Origin of the sequence: Nostoc sp. ChiVER01, assembly GCF_034531155.1 — a bacterium.
Classification (GTDB): domain Bacteria; phylum Cyanobacteriota; class Cyanobacteriia; order Cyanobacteriales; family Nostocaceae; genus Nostoc.
Genome location: NZ_JAVRBS010000003.1, coordinates 307,679 through 323,782, shown reverse-complemented (window position 1 = coordinate 323,782; position 16,104 = coordinate 307,679). Strand labels below are relative to the sequence as shown.

The 16,104-nt window shown below is 41.7% G+C and carries 19 protein-coding genes and 1 other RNA gene; 16 read left to right on the top strand and 4 right to left on the bottom strand.

Translation table 11 applies throughout. The features are described 5' to 3' along the window. The first annotated feature begins 425 nt into the window (after positions 1-425). Positions 426-956: a hypothetical protein gene (locus RMY00_RS06010; RefSeq protein WP_322646674.1), complete on the top strand. Its 531-nt coding sequence runs from the start codon at positions 426-428 to the stop codon at positions 954-956. A gap of 52 nt (positions 957-1,008) precedes the next feature. Here the strand turns inward: RMY00_RS06010 and RMY00_RS06005 are convergent, their stop codons facing one another. Further along, complete coding sequence (locus tag RMY00_RS06005; protein WP_322646673.1) at positions 1,009-1,779, bottom strand: 2-phosphosulfolactate phosphatase; 771 nt, start codon at positions 1,777-1,779, stop codon at positions 1,009-1,011. A 196-nt stretch (positions 1,780-1,975) separates the two neighbouring features. Here RMY00_RS06005 and RMY00_RS06000 point away from each other — a divergent pair, with 196 nt between their 5' ends. The 3 genes from RMY00_RS06000 to RMY00_RS05990 are packed head-to-tail and all read left to right on the top strand — an operon-like array spanning position 1,976 to position 2,616. Beyond that, positions 1,976-2,185 carry a hypothetical protein gene (locus RMY00_RS06000; protein WP_322646672.1) on the top strand — a complete coding sequence of 70 codons (210 nt, stop codon included), beginning with the start codon at positions 1,976-1,978 and terminating at the stop codon, positions 2,183-2,185. Then, a complete protein-coding gene (locus RMY00_RS05995) occupies positions 2,182-2,433 on the top strand; it encodes a hypothetical protein (RefSeq protein WP_322646671.1) in 252 nt (83 codons plus the stop codon). The genes RMY00_RS06000 and RMY00_RS05995 overlap by 4 nt, the downstream gene beginning before the upstream one ends. Positions 2,434-2,478: 45 nt before the next feature. Then, entirely contained in the window at positions 2,479-2,616 is a 138-nt protein-coding gene (locus tag RMY00_RS05990) for a hypothetical protein (RefSeq protein ID WP_322646670.1), read from the top strand. 115 nt (positions 2,617-2,731) lie between these two features. Here the strand turns inward: RMY00_RS05990 and RMY00_RS05985 are convergent, their stop codons facing one another. From RMY00_RS05985 to RMY00_RS05975, 3 genes are all read right to left on the bottom strand, one after another. Next, positions 2,732-3,151, bottom strand: a complete 420-nt coding sequence (locus RMY00_RS05985) for an Imm30 family immunity protein (protein ID WP_322646669.1) — start codon at positions 3,149-3,151, stop codon at positions 2,732-2,734. 98 nt (positions 3,152-3,249) lie between these two features. Continuing rightward, positions 3,250-3,438 carry a hypothetical protein gene (locus RMY00_RS05980; RefSeq protein ID WP_322646668.1) on the bottom strand — a complete coding sequence of 63 codons (189 nt, stop codon included), beginning with the start codon at positions 3,436-3,438 and terminating at the stop codon, positions 3,250-3,252. 229 nt (positions 3,439-3,667) lie between these two features. Beyond that, a complete protein-coding gene (locus RMY00_RS05975; RefSeq protein WP_322646801.1) occupies positions 3,668-3,997 on the bottom strand; it encodes a hypothetical protein in 330 nt (109 codons plus the stop codon). Positions 3,998-4,136: 139 nt separating this feature from the next. On the opposite strand from RMY00_RS05975, the gene RMY00_RS05970 reads away from it, so the two are divergent. The 12 genes from RMY00_RS05970 to RMY00_RS05915 all read left to right on the top strand — a co-directional run bounded on the left by RMY00_RS05970 (position 4,137) and on the right by RMY00_RS05915 (position 15,955). Then, positions 4,137-5,318 carry a class I SAM-dependent methyltransferase gene (locus RMY00_RS05970; protein ID WP_322646667.1) on the top strand — a complete coding sequence of 394 codons (1,182 nt, stop codon included), beginning with the start codon at positions 4,137-4,139 and terminating at the stop codon, positions 5,316-5,318. Between the two features lie 527 nt (positions 5,319-5,845). Further along, positions 5,846-6,286, top strand: coding sequence for an ATP synthase subunit I (locus RMY00_RS05965; RefSeq protein ID WP_190729970.1), 441 nt, complete (start codon positions 5,846-5,848; stop codon positions 6,284-6,286). 60 nt (positions 6,287-6,346) lie between these two features. Further along, complete coding sequence (gene atpB / locus RMY00_RS05960; RefSeq protein ID WP_181984851.1) at positions 6,347-7,108, top strand: F0F1 ATP synthase subunit A; 762 nt, start codon at positions 6,347-6,349, stop codon at positions 7,106-7,108. Between the two features lie 148 nt (positions 7,109-7,256). Further along, positions 7,257-7,502 carry an ATP synthase F0 subunit C gene (atpE, locus tag RMY00_RS05955; protein WP_012411162.1) on the top strand — a complete coding sequence of 82 codons (246 nt, stop codon included), beginning with the start codon at positions 7,257-7,259 and terminating at the stop codon, positions 7,500-7,502. Between the two features lie 448 nt (positions 7,503-7,950). Further along, positions 7,951-8,382 carry a F0F1 ATP synthase subunit B' gene (locus RMY00_RS05950; protein WP_322646666.1) on the top strand — a complete coding sequence of 144 codons (432 nt, stop codon included), beginning with the start codon at positions 7,951-7,953 and terminating at the stop codon, positions 8,380-8,382. Between the two features lie 186 nt (positions 8,383-8,568). Continuing rightward, complete coding sequence (locus RMY00_RS05945; RefSeq protein WP_109008920.1) at positions 8,569-9,141, top strand: F0F1 ATP synthase subunit B; 573 nt, start codon at positions 8,569-8,571, stop codon at positions 9,139-9,141. Continuing rightward, a complete protein-coding gene (gene atpH / locus RMY00_RS05940) occupies positions 9,138-9,692 on the top strand; it encodes an ATP synthase F1 subunit delta (protein ID WP_322646665.1) in 555 nt (184 codons plus the stop codon). The genes RMY00_RS05945 and atpH overlap by 4 nt, the downstream gene beginning before the upstream one ends. Before the next feature lie 147 nt (positions 9,693-9,839). Further along, positions 9,840-11,354 (top strand): F0F1 ATP synthase subunit alpha, encoded by a 1,515-nt coding sequence (atpA, locus tag RMY00_RS05935; RefSeq protein WP_322646664.1) that lies wholly within the window; start codon positions 9,840-9,842, stop codon positions 11,352-11,354. Positions 11,355-11,495: 141 nt separating this feature from the next. Continuing rightward, complete coding sequence (locus RMY00_RS05930; RefSeq protein ID WP_322646663.1) at positions 11,496-12,443, top strand: F0F1 ATP synthase subunit gamma; 948 nt, start codon at positions 11,496-11,498, stop codon at positions 12,441-12,443. Between the two features lie 103 nt (positions 12,444-12,546). Then, the gene (locus tag RMY00_RS05925; protein WP_322646662.1) at positions 12,547-13,311 is read left to right on the top strand and encodes a class I SAM-dependent methyltransferase; all 765 of its coding nucleotides are present in this window, start codon (positions 12,547-12,549) and stop codon (positions 13,309-13,311) included. 66 nt (positions 13,312-13,377) lie between these two features. Beyond that, positions 13,378-13,767: a transfer-messenger RNA gene (gene ssrA, locus RMY00_RS05920) on the top strand. A gap of 1,006 nt (positions 13,768-14,773) precedes the next feature. Beyond that, positions 14,774-15,955, top strand: a complete 1,182-nt coding sequence (locus RMY00_RS05915) for an RtcB family protein (protein WP_322646661.1) — start codon at positions 14,774-14,776, stop codon at positions 15,953-15,955. Positions 15,956-16,104 lie beyond the last annotated feature (149 nt).

Here is a 16,104-nt window from a genome sequence, read left to right as displayed (position 1 = left end):
CAAAACTGCCAGTAAATTAACCCGGTTAGCTTTTAGATTAGAACGTTTTGCGTTCTCAAAGCTGGTTTATTAAGAACTGTGTAGAACCGTAGCTTAGATACATCCAGTCTTAAGAGTACATACTCTTCTTTGGCTGAGACAAAATCTAAGTTTTGTAACATAGAGTAAGCATGGTCTACTGATGCCGAAAACCTTTATTTTGATGTTTGTGGCAGTGTCTACCCTACGATTATTACAACTTATACAAAATTTTAGTTGAAAGCAAGTTGCCTACAGCAATGTTGGTGGACAGTAGTCAATAGTCGATGTTAAGTTGTTTTTGCTACTGGCAAATGAATATTCATAACTAACGTCATCCTGTAAAAATTTCTGAAGATTTGGTGGTTTAAGCATTTGCTCTCAGCATTCTTTAACCGTAAAATACGATGTACAAAAGTTATAAATTTAACCGTTTACTTCATGGTACTCTGTCTGCGATCGCAGTTATTTTAGCTGTCACTCCCGTAAATGCGCTTCCAGAGCAAAATATCAGCAGCGTTGTTAAGTGGGCAAAGACCAAACCTCAACTGCCAACTCTGAGATACAACAGCGAAGCCCACGGCTACGAGGGTACAAAGGGAAATTTATACTTTTATGCTGATGTCACTTCTAAAAATGGGACGGTGACTAAAGAAGGCATAACCGTTAGTGGTGATAAACGCCTCAAATTCACCACAAAAAATGCCAATGCAGTGAAATTGTTACAAAATATTTATAATTCTAATATTGCCAATGACTTCCAGAAGTCCCGATATATTACTAAAGTTGGACGTGACCAATTTTATCGTGGACAAAAGTTTGCTTACATCGCTGCTGAGGTACAAGGTGGGTCATCATTGCAGATAATTCCCTCGAATAAATTGCAAGAGTTTATAGATAATGCGAAATTTTGTCAAACCAATCAGTGCGACGTTTAACTAATTCGTAATTCGTAATTCGTAATTCGTAATTCGTAATTTTTGAGTTTGATTAAGCCTGTGGCGTATAATTTACATAAGCATTATCAGTAAAGAAAGGTACGCAATCGCTAATATTGTAGGCGGCGGACAATTCAACATCTGACTCAAAACCTTTCTCAATCAACTCTTTACCCGAACTGCATTTTTTCAAGTACCCTAATAAATCCTGCTGGAAAGCTTTAAATGTTGTTACAGCTACTTCGGCTTCTGGTGATAGACTGCCTTGTAAATAACTCAGAATTGCCCCAGCACCAATTAAATCTTCAAATGCAGGGCGGAGGCTACTATCTTCTTTCCACCTTTCACCAGCAGGAATCACAGCGATTTTATCACCATACTTTTGAGCAACCTGTGCTACAGCTTGGCAATTTCGCAAGCAGCCAGCCAAAGTTGGGGTATTCCCTGTATGTAAAGTCAGAAAAGAACCATTAGGTGAAGGTAAAACTAGTCTAGTTCCAGCAGGAATTTCAGCTACCGATTTTGGTGAGAGAGAATATCCAGTTGTAGTCCAACGTTGTCTATGACTTGCTAACTCTGCTTGTACTGACTTGGCATAATCTATAGCTGATTTATCTTTATATGCGTAGGGAAAAATTATCGCGCCGTTGTTGGTGGCAATTTCCACGCAGGTAGAAAAAGAGAGAATGTCAACTATTACAATTACATCACTGATAGGAGCAAGTTGAGCAACTCCTTGTGGCCCCCATTCACAGCGTAAATTAAACTCTGATTGGTTGTAAATCATTGGTGCGATCGCAAAAGACAATATGATAAAAATCAAACCACAAATTAACCAAGCCAGTGATCTTAATTTGTCTCAAGGCTAAATTGACCTAAATGTTATAATTAATATAAAACTTGAAATATCAAAATATTATGAATTTAGCTGTAAAAAGTACCTCTATAACAACTGTACCTAAGTTAACTTATGATGTGCTGATTGAAAATCGGAAGCAATAGAAAAAGTCAGTCAAAGTTTGCAAACTCGATTAGAAACAGCCAAAATTGTGACTTTAGAAATTGAAGTACCCAAAGTAGAAAACCCTTGGATGAAATTTGCGGGAATGTTCAAAGATGATCCGCAATTTGACGAGATGCTAGGATATATAGAAGAATATCGCCGTGAACTTGATGCACAAATGGAGGAATATTATCAGCAACTCGATGTGGAGAATGAAACTAAGTGACTTTATGGATACTTGATACTGATCATATCTCACTTTTTCAACAGAGGCATCCAATTGTCACGCAGCGTATCAATGCAGTCAATTTTGAAGACATTGCGATAACGATAATTACGATTGAAGAACAACTACGTGGGAGATTTAATGTAATTAGAAAAACTTCCTCGCCTGATAAATTGTTATTAGCTTACGCAAAGCTACAGGCTACTTTAGAATTTTTTCAAAATGTGCGTTGGCAAAGCCCACCGTAGGTATCGCTAGGATTTGACCAGTATGCTATTAATTGTTACGAAGACTTGATTCGTCAAAGAATCCGCATTGTTACTCAAGATTTATTACGTATTGCGGCAATTACGCTGTCAGCGAATGGGATTTTGGTTACACGCAACCGCAAGGATTTTGAAAAAGTTTCTAATTTGCTTTTAGAAGATTAGACTATATCTTAAAACTTATAACCTAAAAAACTATGTTATCTAGTACTCCTTAGAATTTAATCTGAGTTTGATCACCAAAGTAGTTTAATATTTATTGAGTTATACTGGACAAACTTTATTTAATTTTTAGTTTATTTACAATGCTTTCTTCCAAGAGATGATAGAGAAAATGAGGTGTGTTCAAATTAGCTGAATGTAAAAGTTTTTGATAAACTTGGCAAGATAAATCATCATTTAAAATCCTGTCATGAATGATTCTTGTCCATTCAGATGCATCGATCATTAATTGGGGTACAACTTTAATAAAAGACGTAATTTGTTCTTCTGTCTCAAAAGATTCGAGAAAATGAATTAAGCTGAACATCACTTCTGGGTGTTGACATTGATTGTCTAAAACAAGATGATATGCAGATAAATTTTGCTCATCAGGATTATCAGCTATTTCAGCTAAAGTATTTTCAAAGTCGGTAACTTGCTGTTGAGTTTGCATGAAGCGATTTTCTCTTAAAATTGCCAATAGATTGTTTTGATTCATGGGTTTCAACCTACTTTATCAAAAATACCTTGCCAAGTTAGTCTATTCAGGTTAATTAAACTTTGCAAACTTTTCCTGATTTCTCTATTGTATAAACCTTAACGAAGATAAATAGAACGCACATCCCAAACTTCTTGGGCCAATGTTTCCCTCGCTGATAAGCTTAAATTAGGAGATTTACCGTAAGAAATTGTTTGCCGATGACGACCTTCTTTTCCTGGTGATAAATGTTCCATCATAATGGCAATTCCTTTACCTGTAGTATAACCAGGAACTTTAGCTTTCATAAAAGCATCCGCAGGTATTATGATGAGGTGTAAGGTTATCGCCTCTACGTCCTAGTTTGAGTAAGTCTCCATAAGTACCTATACTGCCCTCTCTGGGAATAAGTTGACCTTGATTATTAATAATGTTTTATCCCATATTCGCTATTTCTATTGATTAGTATTCTAATTACTAAGGTAAATTTACTCGGCAGTATAGTAAATTTCGTAATTTTGCCCAGTAAGCAGAAATTTATGAAACTTGCCAAAACCATCGATAAAAACGCCAACAACACGCAATCTCGATAACGGACACCAAAGACCCACCAACAAAACCAAAGACAAAACTAACAAAACCTAATGGAATACACAATAAAAGCAAATAACACCACAATACACGCTTAAGAGGCATAACAGGCATATCAAAAGATGATTGCGAAAATTGAGATTGAGTTGGCTGAACTGAAGATGAAGTAGTCGTTATATTGGATGTTACCGATGGTAGTGATGCAAGCTGCCAAATCTTGATAGTTTTGTCCCCACTTCCACTTATTAAAGTTTTACCATCTGGACTGAAGGCTATCGAAAGAGAATGTCCCTGAAGAGTGTAGATTTGCGCTCCCGTTGCAATATCCCATAGTTGTTGATGGCGATCGCAATTATTTGTCTACCTGAAGTGTCCAGCATTCGCTAAACTCAGAAATGCTGCGTTATTCCTCATCATGTCCGACTCCCAAACCGTTAGTGCTGCTGTTGCCAAACTCTACAATACTTACCCCTTTCCGCCAGAAGCTTTATTGGATGAACCACCCCCAGGCTATAACTGGCGCTGGAATTGGCTAGCTGCTCATAACTTCTGCATAGGTCAAAAACCCCAAAGGCAAGATATTCGGATTTTAGATGCAGGTTGCGGTACTGGTGTAAGTACAGAGTACTTGGTTCACCTCAATCCTCAAGCTTCGGTTGTGGGAATTGATCTCAGTACTGGCGCTTTAGCTGTAGCAAAAGAACGTTGTCAGCGTTCAGGGGCTACCCGCGTTGAATTTCATCACCTCAGCTTGTTTGATGTGGAACAGTTACCGGGTGAGTTTGATTTAATCAACTGTGTTGGTGTTTTGCACCATACCTCCGATCCCATTGGCGGTATTCAAGCTTTGGCGAAAAAGTTAGCCCCAGGCGGTTTAATGCACATTTTTGTGTATGGGGAATTGGGACGCTGGGAAATTCAACTCATGCAAAAAGCGATCGCACTTCTTCAAGGTGACAAAAAAGGCGACTACCGCGATGGTGTTCAAGTCGGACGACAAATATTTGCTTCATTACCAGAAAATAACCGAATTGTCAAATACGATAAGCAGCGTTGGTCATTAGAAAATCACAAAGATGAAAACTTTGCGGATATGTACGTACATCCCCAAGAAATTGACTACAACATTGAGACGCTGTTTGAATTAATAGATGCTTCGGGATTAGAGTTTATTGGTTTCTCAAATCCGAGTTTCTGGGATTTGGAGCGACTTTTAGGCAAAGCACCAGAGTTAGTTGAACGGGCAAAAGATTTGAGCGATCGCCAGGTTTACCGCCTGATAGAATTACTAGATCCAGAAGTAACTCATTACGAGTTTTTCCTCGGTCGTCCTCCCTTAATTAAGTCCGACTGGTCAGACGATAACGCCCTACTGGCAGCAATTCCCGAGCTTAATCCTTGTCTTGAAGGATTTCCCAGCCAATGTTTCTTTAATTACGATTACCAGATTGTTAATTTATCTGTACCAGAGTTTGAATTTATGCAAAAGTGTGATGCTAATTCAACAGTGGCGGAGATTTTAGCAGGTGTGCAACTGGGATTGGATGGGGTAAGAACGCTTCTTCAGCAGCAGCTAATTTTATTGACACCTGTTTAATTACACTGACGTTGATACTAAGTTAAGATTTGTCAATTTATACTCGTGGTGAAGAGCGATCGCCCATCACCACTTTTGACAAATTAATGTAAATTAGGAAAGTGCCTAAAAAACTAGGGTATTGTACATCCCAAAAGTTGGAGCTTTCTGGAATTCAGCAGTGGTGCGATCTTTAATGACTTGCCGCTACTCTACAATTTCTGATTTGCGGTACGTTCATCCGCTCCTCAAGCACCAGTTGATTTTATTGACACCAACTTAATTCAAACTTTGGAGGATCATTATTCACTCAAAAAACTGAAATTGGAAGAAATTTTGAATTTTCAGGCAGTATTTATTGATTATTCACCCAAATACTCTCTCACATGATTAGCCGCTCTCTCGCTTCTGTGAGCGCGATTTTACTGACTGCCTGATGTTGACAAGAAGTTAATTGTTTTTTCCTAAAGTATTGTTACCGGATCGTGATATGATTCAGCTGACTGAATGTGCAGTCATCATATTTAACTGTACTGGTTTCAAGTCCCGTGAGCTTGTCAGACGAATCAATTGCGCCCACTCCGACAACGCAACAAGATGCTAAAACTGGTTCTGGAGACACAGAATCAGGTAACTCCATGCAAGAGTTCCATCAACTCTTCCAGCGATTATTGGTAATCACGCTTGTCTTGACGGGGGTTATTTTTATCTCTGTGTGGATTTTTTATTCCTTAAACATTGCCTTAAATTATTTAATTGGGGCGTGTACAGGTGTGGTTTACTTAAAAATGTTGGCTAGAGACGTTGAGCAGCTTGGTAGTGAGAAAACCAGTCTGAGCAAAACTCGTTTTGCTCTGTTTATTGGAGTGATGATCGTGGCAAGTCGATGGCGTGAGCTACAGATTCTGCCCATTTTTTTGGGATTTCTAACTTACAAAGCCACGCTCTTCGTTTATATGGTGCAAATTGCGTTCATTCCTGATTCTTAAAAAGTCAGGCTCACAAAGATAGTAATCCCATCCTCGCTCGTTGGGGAAAATGCTTGAAGAATGCAAATGCTTAGTGTCTTAAACGCCTTTAATTCTTTTCCCCTCGCCGCATTAGAAGTAGGTCATCATTTCTACTGGCAGTTGGGCAATCTTAAAATTCATGGGCAAGTTTTTCTTACCTCATGGTTTGTGATTAGTATTCTAGTAGTGGCTTCAATAGCTGCTACTCGCAACGCACAAAGAATTCCCAAGGGCATCCAGAATTTGATGGAATATGCCTTAGAATTTATTCGTGATTTGGCAAAAAACCAACTTGGTGAGAAAGAGTACCGCCCTTGGGTGCCATTTATTGGCACATTGTTCTTGTTTATTTTCGTATCGAACTGGTCAGGCGCACTAATTCCCTGGAAGCTCATCAGGCTACCTTCGGGCGAATTGGCAGCTCCCACCAATGACATCAATACGACTGTTGCATTGGCATTGCTAACCTCCTTAGCGTACTTTTACGCAGGTTTTAGCAAACGGGGTTTAGGCTACTTTAAGAAATATATAGAGCCAACACCTGTTTTGTTGCCGATCGCAATTCTAGAAGATTTCACCAAGCCCCTCTCCCTAAGCTTCCGGCTATTTGGTAATATTTTGGCGGATGAATTGGTAGTAGCGGTGCTGGTGCTGCTAGTTCCTCTATTTGTACCTCTGCCTGTAATGGCCTTGGGTTTATTTACCAGTGCCATTCAAGCCCTGGTTTTTGCCACCCTAGCCGGAGCATACATTCATGAGGCAATGGAGGGGCATGGCGGAGATGAACATGAGGAGCATTAAACTTCTCAGTTGATAGCACAGTTCCAAGAGCATATTCGCTCAAAACATCGCAAAGCGCGATCAAAGAACTCATGTGCAGCGTGAAAACCACGTTTGTTAATTGTTAACGTACTTTTGTAGTTTTGTAATCAAAGCAAGGAAAATCAACATGGATCCATTAGTTCAGGCTGCTTCAGTTCTCGCTGCTGCTTTAGCGATTGGTTTAGCTGCAATTGGCCCTGGTATTGGTCAAGGAAACGCTGCTGGACAAGCAGTAGAAGGTATTGCTCGTCAACCTGAAGCAGAAGGAAAAATTCGCGGTACTCTGCTATTAACCTTGGCATTCATGGAATCCTTGACTATCTATGGTCTAGTAATTGCCCTGGTATTGCTGTTTGCTAACCCCTTCGGTTAATACCTGAAATTTTTGTGAGTGTGGAGACGTGAACCATCACGCCTCTACAATCTAAGAGGTTTTAGGCATTTTAGTCATTGTAATGTGATTTTAGATTTTGGATTTTGGATTATCAAGAGTTTTCGGTATATGTGCCGAAGCTGGTTGGTGGAAGAAATCTCAAAGACGCTCCTACGTCGCTAACGCTACGCTATCATCAATCTAAAATGCCCAGAAGAACATACCCTTGGGTTAGTGTTAATCCCTTCGGGTGACGCTCGAAGACTCGCTAACGCTGCGCTACCGCCCTTGGCGTCTCCCCTTGGGAGAAGACCGCGCTGCTTCACCAAAATTGCAAATCTAAAATCCAAAATTACTTGACCCTTGTTGGCTATGGGTCTCTAAAATATGAAAGGTTGGATGATGTTGCTAGCCATGAAAACTGCTACTCCAGCCAAAGAGGAGACAAATGTTTGATTTCGATGCTACCTTGCCCTTCATGGCATTGCAATTCCTGCTATTAGCAGCTTTGTTGAATGCAATTTTCTATAAGCCACTGACCAAGGTACTAGACGATCGCGATAGTTATATCCGAACGAATACCCTTGAGGCGAAAGAAAGCTTGGCAAAAGCCGAGCGTTTAGCCGCCGAATATGAGCAGCAACTCGCAGATGCTCGCAGACAATCGCAAGCTACCCTAGAAGCAGCTCAACAGGAAGCTAAAAAAATTACTGCCGAGAAAATCGCTGAAGCCCAAAAGGAAGCTCAGTCTCAACGAGAACAAGCTTCTGTTGAAATAGAACAACAAAAGCAAGAAGCCTTTCGTACCTTAGAGCAACAAGTTGATGCTCTAAGCAGGCAGATTCTAGAAAAACTATTGGGGCCAACTCCAGTTAGATAAGCTAACTAGACTGGTTCTTTGAAAGCATACGCGCAACTGGGCCCTAGTCCAGAGCGCTTAATTAAGTGTCGAAAAAGACACTTTTTCCCTTCTCAAGAGAGATATTTAATTTCCTTTCGAGGAAAAGATACTTAATTTCCCATTGGGAAAATACAACGTATTAGCAGGCGAGCAGCGCACTTGTAAATGGGTATCATGGGGACATTCTTATTACTTGCCGCAGAAGCAAACGCTGTTCACTCTGAATTAGCAGAAGGCGCAGCAGAAGGTGGTTTCGGTCTAAACCTAGACATTTTTGAAACCAATCTGATCAATCTAACGATTCTAGTTGGCATATTATTCTACTTCGGACGTAAAGTTTTAAGCAATATCCTGAACGAGCGACAATCTAATATTGCCACCGCAATTCAGGAAGCAGAAGGGCGCTTAAAAGAGGCAAAGACTGCCCTTTCCCAAGCGCAAGAGCAGTTGAAGCAATCTCAGGCAGAAGCAGAACGTATCCGCCAATCGGCCACAGAAAACGCCCAAAAGACGAAAGAAGCCTTGTTGGCGAAGGCAGCGCAAGACGTAGAACGCTTGAAACAAACAGCAGCAGCAGATTTAAATACCGAAACAGAGCGAGCGATCGCTCAACTGCGGCAAAGAGTTGCTGCGCTAGCATTGCAAAAAGTCGAATCGCAACTCAAAGGCGGGATTGCCGACGATGCTCAACAAAGTTTAATTGACCGTAGCATCGCACAACTGGGAGGCAATGTATGACAAGTCAGGTAGCAACAGCCGAAGTAGCCCAACCTTACGCACAGGCACTTTTGTCAATAGCGCAATCGAAAAATTTGACAGAAGAGTTCGGGGAAGATGCGCGTACTTTACTCGGACTGCTCAGAGCAGACAAACAGCTACATAACTTTTTTAGCAACCCGTTTATTCAGGCTGAGAACAAAAAAGCTCTCATCAAACAAATACTCGGTGAAGGCTCTAACCCCTACTTACGCAATTTTTTGTTGGTGCTAGTAGACAAACGCCGCATTGCATTCTTGGAATCTATTTTTCAACAATATCTGGCGCTGTTGCGGCAGCTGAATCAAACCGTATTAGCGGAAGTAATTTCAGCCGTTCCCCTCACAGAACCTCAACAGCAGGCAATCATCCAAAAGGTAATTGCCATCACGAATGCTCGCCAGGTAGAGCTAGAAACCAAGGTAGACAGTGAGTTAATTGGTGGTGTAATCATAAAAGTAGGTTCGCAGGTAATTGATGCCAGTATTCGGGGTCAGTTGCGTCGCCTTTCATTGCGCTTAACTAATAGCTAAAAAATTGGGACTGGGGACTGGGGGCTGGGTACTGGGGACTAGGAAAAAGATTATAGTCATAAATTCTTTCCATCCCTAATCCCTAGTCCCCAGTCCCTAATCCCTAGTCCCTTTTACTTCAGTCTCGAAAGCAAACAAGATAGACACATGAGCATATCAATTAGACCTGACGAAATTAGCAGCATTATCCAACAACAAATCGAGCAATACGATCAAGAGGTCAAAGTTGCTAACGTTGGTACTGTCCTACAAGTAGGTGACGGTATTGCCCGGATCTATGGTCTGGAAAAGGCTATGGCTGGGGAACTCTTAGAATTTGAAGATGGCACAGTTGGCATCGCCCAAAACTTAGAAGAAGACAACGTGGGCGCGGTGCTTATGGGTGAAGGGCTAGAAATTCAAGAAGGTAGCTCTGTAACCGCTACTGGTAGAATTGCTCAGATTCCGGTAGGAGAAGCTTTAATTGGACGAGTTGTAGACGCTTTGGGTCGCCCCATTGATGGCAAAGGAGACATCAAATCCTCAGACAGCCGTTTGATTGAATCTCCAGCGCCTGGTATCATTGCTCGTCGGTCAGTACACGAACCCATGCAAACGGGTATCACAGCTATTGACTCAATGATTCCCATCGGTCGCGGTCAACGGGAATTGATTATTGGCGACCGTCAAACTGGTAAAACTGCGATCGCGATCGACACAATCATCAACCAAAAAGAAGAAGATGTAATTTGTGTATACGTTGCGATCGGTCAAAAAGCTTCCACCGTCGCTAACGTGGTGCAGACATTGCAAGAAAAAGGCGCACTCGACTACACCATCGTCGTTGCAGCTAGTGCCAGTGAACCAGCAACACTACAATACCTAGCTCCTTACACAGGCGCAACTATTGCTGAGTACTTTATGTACAAAGGCAAAGCTACCCTGGTAATTTATGATGACCTCTCCAAGCAAGCGCAAGCTTATCGCCAAATGTCCCTGTTGCTACGTCGTCCACCCGGACGCGAAGCTTACCCTGGAGATGTATTCTACATTCACTCCCGCTTGTTAGAAAGAGCAGCAAAGCTAAGTGATGAATTAGGTAAAGGCAGTATGACCGCCCTACCAATCATCGAAACCCAAGCTGGTGACGTATCAGCATACATCCCTACCAACGTAATTTCCATTACCGATGGTCAGATATTCTTATCCTCTGACTTGTTCAACGCTGGTATCCGTCCGGCTGTGAACCCAGGTATTTCCGTATCCCGCGTGGGTTCTGCGGCGCAAACCAAGGCAATGAAAAAAGTTGCGGGTAAGATTAAATTGGAACTAGCCCAATTTGACGACTTACAAGCCTTCGCTCAATTTGCTTCTGACTTAGATAAAGCCACTCAAGACCAGTTGGCACGGGGTCAACGGTTACGCGAACTTCTCAAGCAGCCACAAAATTCGCCACTCTCAGTATACGAGCAAGTAGCAATTCTTTACGCTGGTATTAACGGTTACTTGGATGACGTGCCTGTAGATAAAGTCACAACCTTTACCCAAGGTCTGCGCGAGTACTTAAAGACTGGTAAGTATGCCGAAGGAGTAAGAGCCTCCAAAGCATTAGGTGATGCAGAAGAAGCTGCTTTAAAGGAAGCACTTACCGAATACAAGAAGACCTTCAAAGCAGCAGCGTAATTAAAGGCAGGAGTGAAGAGTTAAGAGTTAAAAGTTAATGAAATACTCCTAGCTCTTGTACAGACGCGATTAATCGCCTCTCTGCTCCTAACTCCTGTACAAACGCGATTAATCGCGTCTCCTAACTCCTAACTCAAGAATATGCCCAATCTAAAAGCAATACGCGATCGCATTCAGTCGGTCAAAAACACCAAAAAAATCACAGAAGCCATGCGTCTGGTAGCTGCGGCTAGAGTACGCCGGGCGCAAGAACAAGTGCTAGCGACTCGCCCCTTTGCCGATCGTTTGGCACAAGTATTGTATGGTTTGCAAAGCCGTCTGCGCTTTGAAGAAGCAAACTTGCCACTACTGAGAAAAAGAGAAGTTAAGTCAGTCGGGCTGTTGGTAATTTCAGGCGATCGCGGTCTATGCGGCGGCTACAATAGTAACGTTATTCGTCGTGCAGAAAATCGCGCCAAGGAAATCAAGGCAGAAGGTTTAAACTATCAATTTGTGTTAGTCGGACGCAAAGCTACACAGTACTTTCAACGCCGAGATCAGCCTATTGATGCTACCTATAGCGGCTTAGAGCAAATTCCTACCGCAGCAGAAGCTAATCAGATTGCCGACCAACTACTTTCCTTGTTCCTTTCCGAAGAAGTAGACCGCATTGAATTAATCTACACCAGATTCATTTCATTGGTTAGCTCCCGTCCTGTGATACAAACTCTATTGCCCCTAGATCCGCAAGGACTAGAAGCAGGCGATGACGAAATCTTCCGCTTGACAACCCGTGGCGGTAAATTTGAAGTAGAACGCGAGAAAGTAGCTAGCCAAGCCCGCCCGTTGGCTCCTGACATGATTTTCGAGCAAGATCCAGTGCAGATTCTCGATTCTTTGTTGCCCTTGTATCTGAGTAACCAGCTATTGCGAGCGCTGCAAGAATCAGCTGCTAGTGAATTAGCAGCCCGGATGACAGCCATGAGTAATGCTAGTGAAAATGCTGGTGAATTGATTAACACCCTTACGTTGTCTTACAACAAAGCTAGACAAGCTGCAATTACGCAAGAACTCCTAGAAGTTGTTGGTGGTGCTGAAGCACTAACTTAGGGTATAGCTAATCATTTATTTGTAGTGCATTGTAATATATAGCCAATTGCTAATTATTTTAAGATTAGCAATTGGCTATTTTTAGTATTTGAGACTTTTATAGATGACATTAACGGCATACGGGCCCTTATGTACTGAGGTTTACGAAATAACTAAACCCATTGGTCAAGATTACCCAGATATACCATACTACATCAAACATCTTGCATCAATTGGTGGCAGAATTTTGGAGGCGATGGTAGGAACGGGACGATTACTCATTCCATTGCTGGAAGCTGGTATCAATGTTGAGGGTATTGATACTTCACCAGATATGTTGGCAGCTTGTCAAAAACACTGTACTGACAGGAATTTAAATCCTGTTTTGTATCAAAGTTGTGTAGAAAATTTTGATATCCCTGGTAAATTTAGTGCAATTGTAGTTTCCTTTGGTTCATTCATGCTGCTAGAAAAGCGAGCTACTGCTGTGGCTGTATTGCAAGCTTTTGCTCGATACCTGGAACCACACGGGCGAATCTTTATTGATTTAGAGTTGCCTATTGAAGATTTTAAAACAGAGAACATTGTTAAACAGTCATTGCCAATCAACTGCCCAGATGGCTCAACAATCCTTTTACAATCTACATCTCGGCTAAACTGGCTCAATCAAGTTAACACAACTGTGATTCGCTACGAGAAGTGGAAAGAAGGCAAACTTGTTGCTACAGAGTTACAAAATCTTTCCCTACATTGGTTTGGACGCGACGAGTTTATTATGTGTTTACAGAAAAACGGTTACAAAGACATTACCGTGTGTGCCAACTATACTGATAGTCTAGAGCCAACTTCATATAAAGATACCCTGTGTTTCTCAGCAGTACTGGCATAAACCAAAAATTTTTTGTCAATAACACATTTCTAAAACCACGTATTATAATTGAATTATGAAGCGCATGGGTCCGTCACGGTTTCGACAGGTTGGCGAACGCTGCTCTGTGATTCAGGTCGAGAGTGAGTCTCCTCTCGGAAATCAAAGGCTCAAACAAAAAGTAAATGCGAATAACATCGTTAGCTTTGCTCGTAAGCCTGCTTTAGCAGTTGCCTAAAAACCTCTTATAGGTTCGAGCGTCTTTAGTTTGACTCCGTTAAGGACTGAAGACCAAACCCCAACGGATGCTCTAGTAAGCGTTCTCTGGTTGGCTTGCTAGCTAAGATTAAATCAGAGCATCCTACGTTCGGGATAATGAACGATTCCCGCCTTGAGGGTCAGAAAGGCTAAACCTGTGAATGAGCGGGGGGTTAATACCCAATTTGGACAGCAGTTCGACTCTGCTCGGATCCACTAAAAATAACTAACAAGTCCGCCAAACAGTTTAATGTTTAGGTGGATTTTGTTTTATAAAAAGAATTCAGAACTCAGAAGTCAGAATTCAGTATGTACTTTGTACGACTCCCTAGCGCAGCTTCTTCTATTTTTAACTAGGACTTACGTACACTCTACGAATTCTTCTCTACTCTACGAGACGCTGCGAAGTCACAAAAAATACCGAGACTAATAATATCTAACAAAAATCAGAGTCTCGGCTATGTCCACCATGATATCTCGCCTCGTCGACCAAAGCGCAAATTTTCTACGACGTAGATGATTTCTGTAACTAATGGGAAAGTCTTTGGCAGAAAGTATCACAATTGCCATCGGCGACAGGAGAAAGGCGCAGCACTTCCCGAATGCATCTACCAGAAGTGATGACAATAATCATCGCATTTCAAGGCAGTGAATATAGAACTTTCAAGGAATTTTACAACATCATCTGTTTCACCTGACGAAGCCATGAGTAAAGTGTGCGTCCGACGAATCATTCGCGCCGTTGCTTTTCCTTTTTTCACTATTTCAACTAATTATTGATGCTGTTCTTGTGTTAGTTTTACTATGTGCTTTTTTGGCATACTCTTCTGATCTGCGATCGCTCAACTCTCTGTTTCCATTCTAACCCTGCAAAATTAATACAATAGACCATTAGTAGTATGTCAAGTTTAAATTAATGGGAAAGCAAGTTCATAGTAAGCACTGAAGTCCTTAATAAAAACCCTGGAAAACTACTAGATAATGGGTTATAAATCATATAGATAATTATCAGCACAATCTACCTAATCCCTTCGGGTGACGCTCGTTCGCCCTTGGCGTGTCGTAGACAAGACTCGCTCTAAGCGAAGCTATGCCAAAGGCTTTACGCTGCGCTAACGGTAGTTGCTCATGGGGGAAACCCCCATCGCCCTTGGCGTCTCCCCTTGGGAGAAGACCGCACTACCTCACCAAAATCTAAAATTTAAAAACCAAAATAGAAAAAGTTATGCCCTACGAAAAGTTAGAAATTACCACACCAGCACCCGTCTTATCTTGGGCAAATCACTCTTTAGGCCCAGAAGAAACTAATATGGCAAAGAATGTAGCATCACTCCCGTTTGTGTTTAAGCATGTCGCATTAATGCCAGATGTTCACTTAGGAAAAGGTGCTTTAGTGGGTTCTGTAATTGCAACTAAAGAAGCGATTATCCCGGCTGCTGTCGGCGTGGATATTGGTTGTGGAATGAGCGCTATCAAAACATCATTTACCGCCGAACAACTAGAAGGTAAACTGAAGAAAATCCGCCTGGATATTGAAGCAGCAATTCCTACTGGATTTAACGAAAATAAAGACATTGAAAAATCTGTCAGTAATTGGCAACACTGGGAAGATTTTAAAGACTTGCATCGCGGCGTGCAAGACTTACAAAGTAAAGCAATGAAACAGATGGGTTCTCTGGGTGGAGGAAACCATTTTATTGAAGTGTGCCTTGATACAGAGAATCAAGTTTGGTTGATGCTGCATTCTGGTTCGCGTAACATCGGCAATAAACTCGCCCAATGTCATATTCATACAGCCAGAGAATTAGCAAAAATGGCTGGTAATAAATTGCCTGACGCTGATTTAGCTCACTTCGTCGCTGGTACGCCAGAATTTAAAGCATATTGGCACGATTTGCAATGGTCACAAAACTATGCGCGTGTCAACCGCGATGTGATGATGGCGCGTTTTAAGCATATTGTCGAGAAGCATTTAGCAGGTGGGAAGGCAACGAAACCTTTATTGCAGGTTAATTGTCATCACAATTACGCTGAAAAAGAAGTGCATTTTGATGAGGATGTATACGTGACTCGTAAGGGTGCAGTCCGCGCCCAGACTGAAGATTATGGGATTATTCCTGGTTCGATGGGGGCAAAGTCTTTCATCGTTAAAGGTAAAGGTAATGCTCATAGTTTTTGTTCTTGCTCTCACGGTGCAGGGCGTTTAATGTCTAGAAATAAGGCAAAAAATGTCTACACACTGGATGATTTGATAGAGCAAACAAATGGCGTAGAATGCCGCAAAGATGAGGGTGTGTTAGATGAGATTCCTGGTGCTTATAAGCCAATAGAGCAAGTTATGGAAAATCAAGCGGATTTGGTTGAAGTTGTAGCAACGCTCAAGCAAGTTCTTTGTGTGAAGGGATAAGTTTGTTGGGTGGGTAATGCCCACCTTTTTTATTTTTTTAAACGTAAAGGCACGCTGAGGTAAGCGCAGAGGTACGCTGAGGAATAAATGATTGTTTTAAGTGAATCGACTGAGCAAATAGAGTCATCTGTTAGCACTAACGAAAAGAA

Excerpts from the sequence above, each read along its gene's own strand:
- RMY00_RS05980 (WP_322646668.1), bottom strand. The coding sequence starts at position 3,438 with ATGAAAGCTAAAGTTCCTGGTTATACTACAGGTAAAGGAATTGCCATT.
- RMY00_RS05925 (WP_322646662.1), top strand. The coding sequence starts at position 12,547 with ATGACATTAACGGCATACGGGCCCTTATGTACTGAGGTTTACGAAATA.
- atpE (WP_012411162.1), top strand. The coding sequence starts at position 7,257 with ATGGATCCATTAGTTCAGGCTGCTTCAGTTCTCGCTGCTGCTTTAGCG.
- RMY00_RS05970 (WP_322646667.1), top strand. The coding sequence starts at position 4,137 with ATGTCCGACTCCCAAACCGTTAGTGCTGCTGTTGCCAAACTCTACAAT.
- atpB (WP_181984851.1), top strand. The coding sequence starts at position 6,347 with ATGCAAATGCTTAGTGTCTTAAACGCCTTTAATTCTTTTCCCCTCGCC.
- RMY00_RS05915 (WP_322646661.1), top strand. The coding sequence starts at position 14,774 with ATGCCCTACGAAAAGTTAGAAATTACCACACCAGCACCCGTCTTATCT.
- RMY00_RS05985 (WP_322646669.1), bottom strand. The coding sequence starts at position 3,151 with ATGAATCAAAACAATCTATTGGCAATTTTAAGAGAAAATCGCTTCATG.
- RMY00_RS06010 (WP_322646674.1), top strand. The coding sequence starts at position 426 with ATGTACAAAAGTTATAAATTTAACCGTTTACTTCATGGTACTCTGTCT.
- RMY00_RS05930 (WP_322646663.1), top strand. The coding sequence starts at position 11,496 with ATGCCCAATCTAAAAGCAATACGCGATCGCATTCAGTCGGTCAAAAAC.
- RMY00_RS05945 (WP_109008920.1), top strand. The coding sequence starts at position 8,569 with ATGGGTATCATGGGGACATTCTTATTACTTGCCGCAGAAGCAAACGCT.
- atpA (WP_322646664.1), top strand. The coding sequence starts at position 9,840 with ATGAGCATATCAATTAGACCTGACGAAATTAGCAGCATTATCCAACAA.
- atpH (WP_322646665.1), top strand. The coding sequence starts at position 9,138 with ATGACAAGTCAGGTAGCAACAGCCGAAGTAGCCCAACCTTACGCACAG.
- RMY00_RS05950 (WP_322646666.1), top strand. The coding sequence starts at position 7,951 with ATGTTTGATTTCGATGCTACCTTGCCCTTCATGGCATTGCAATTCCTG.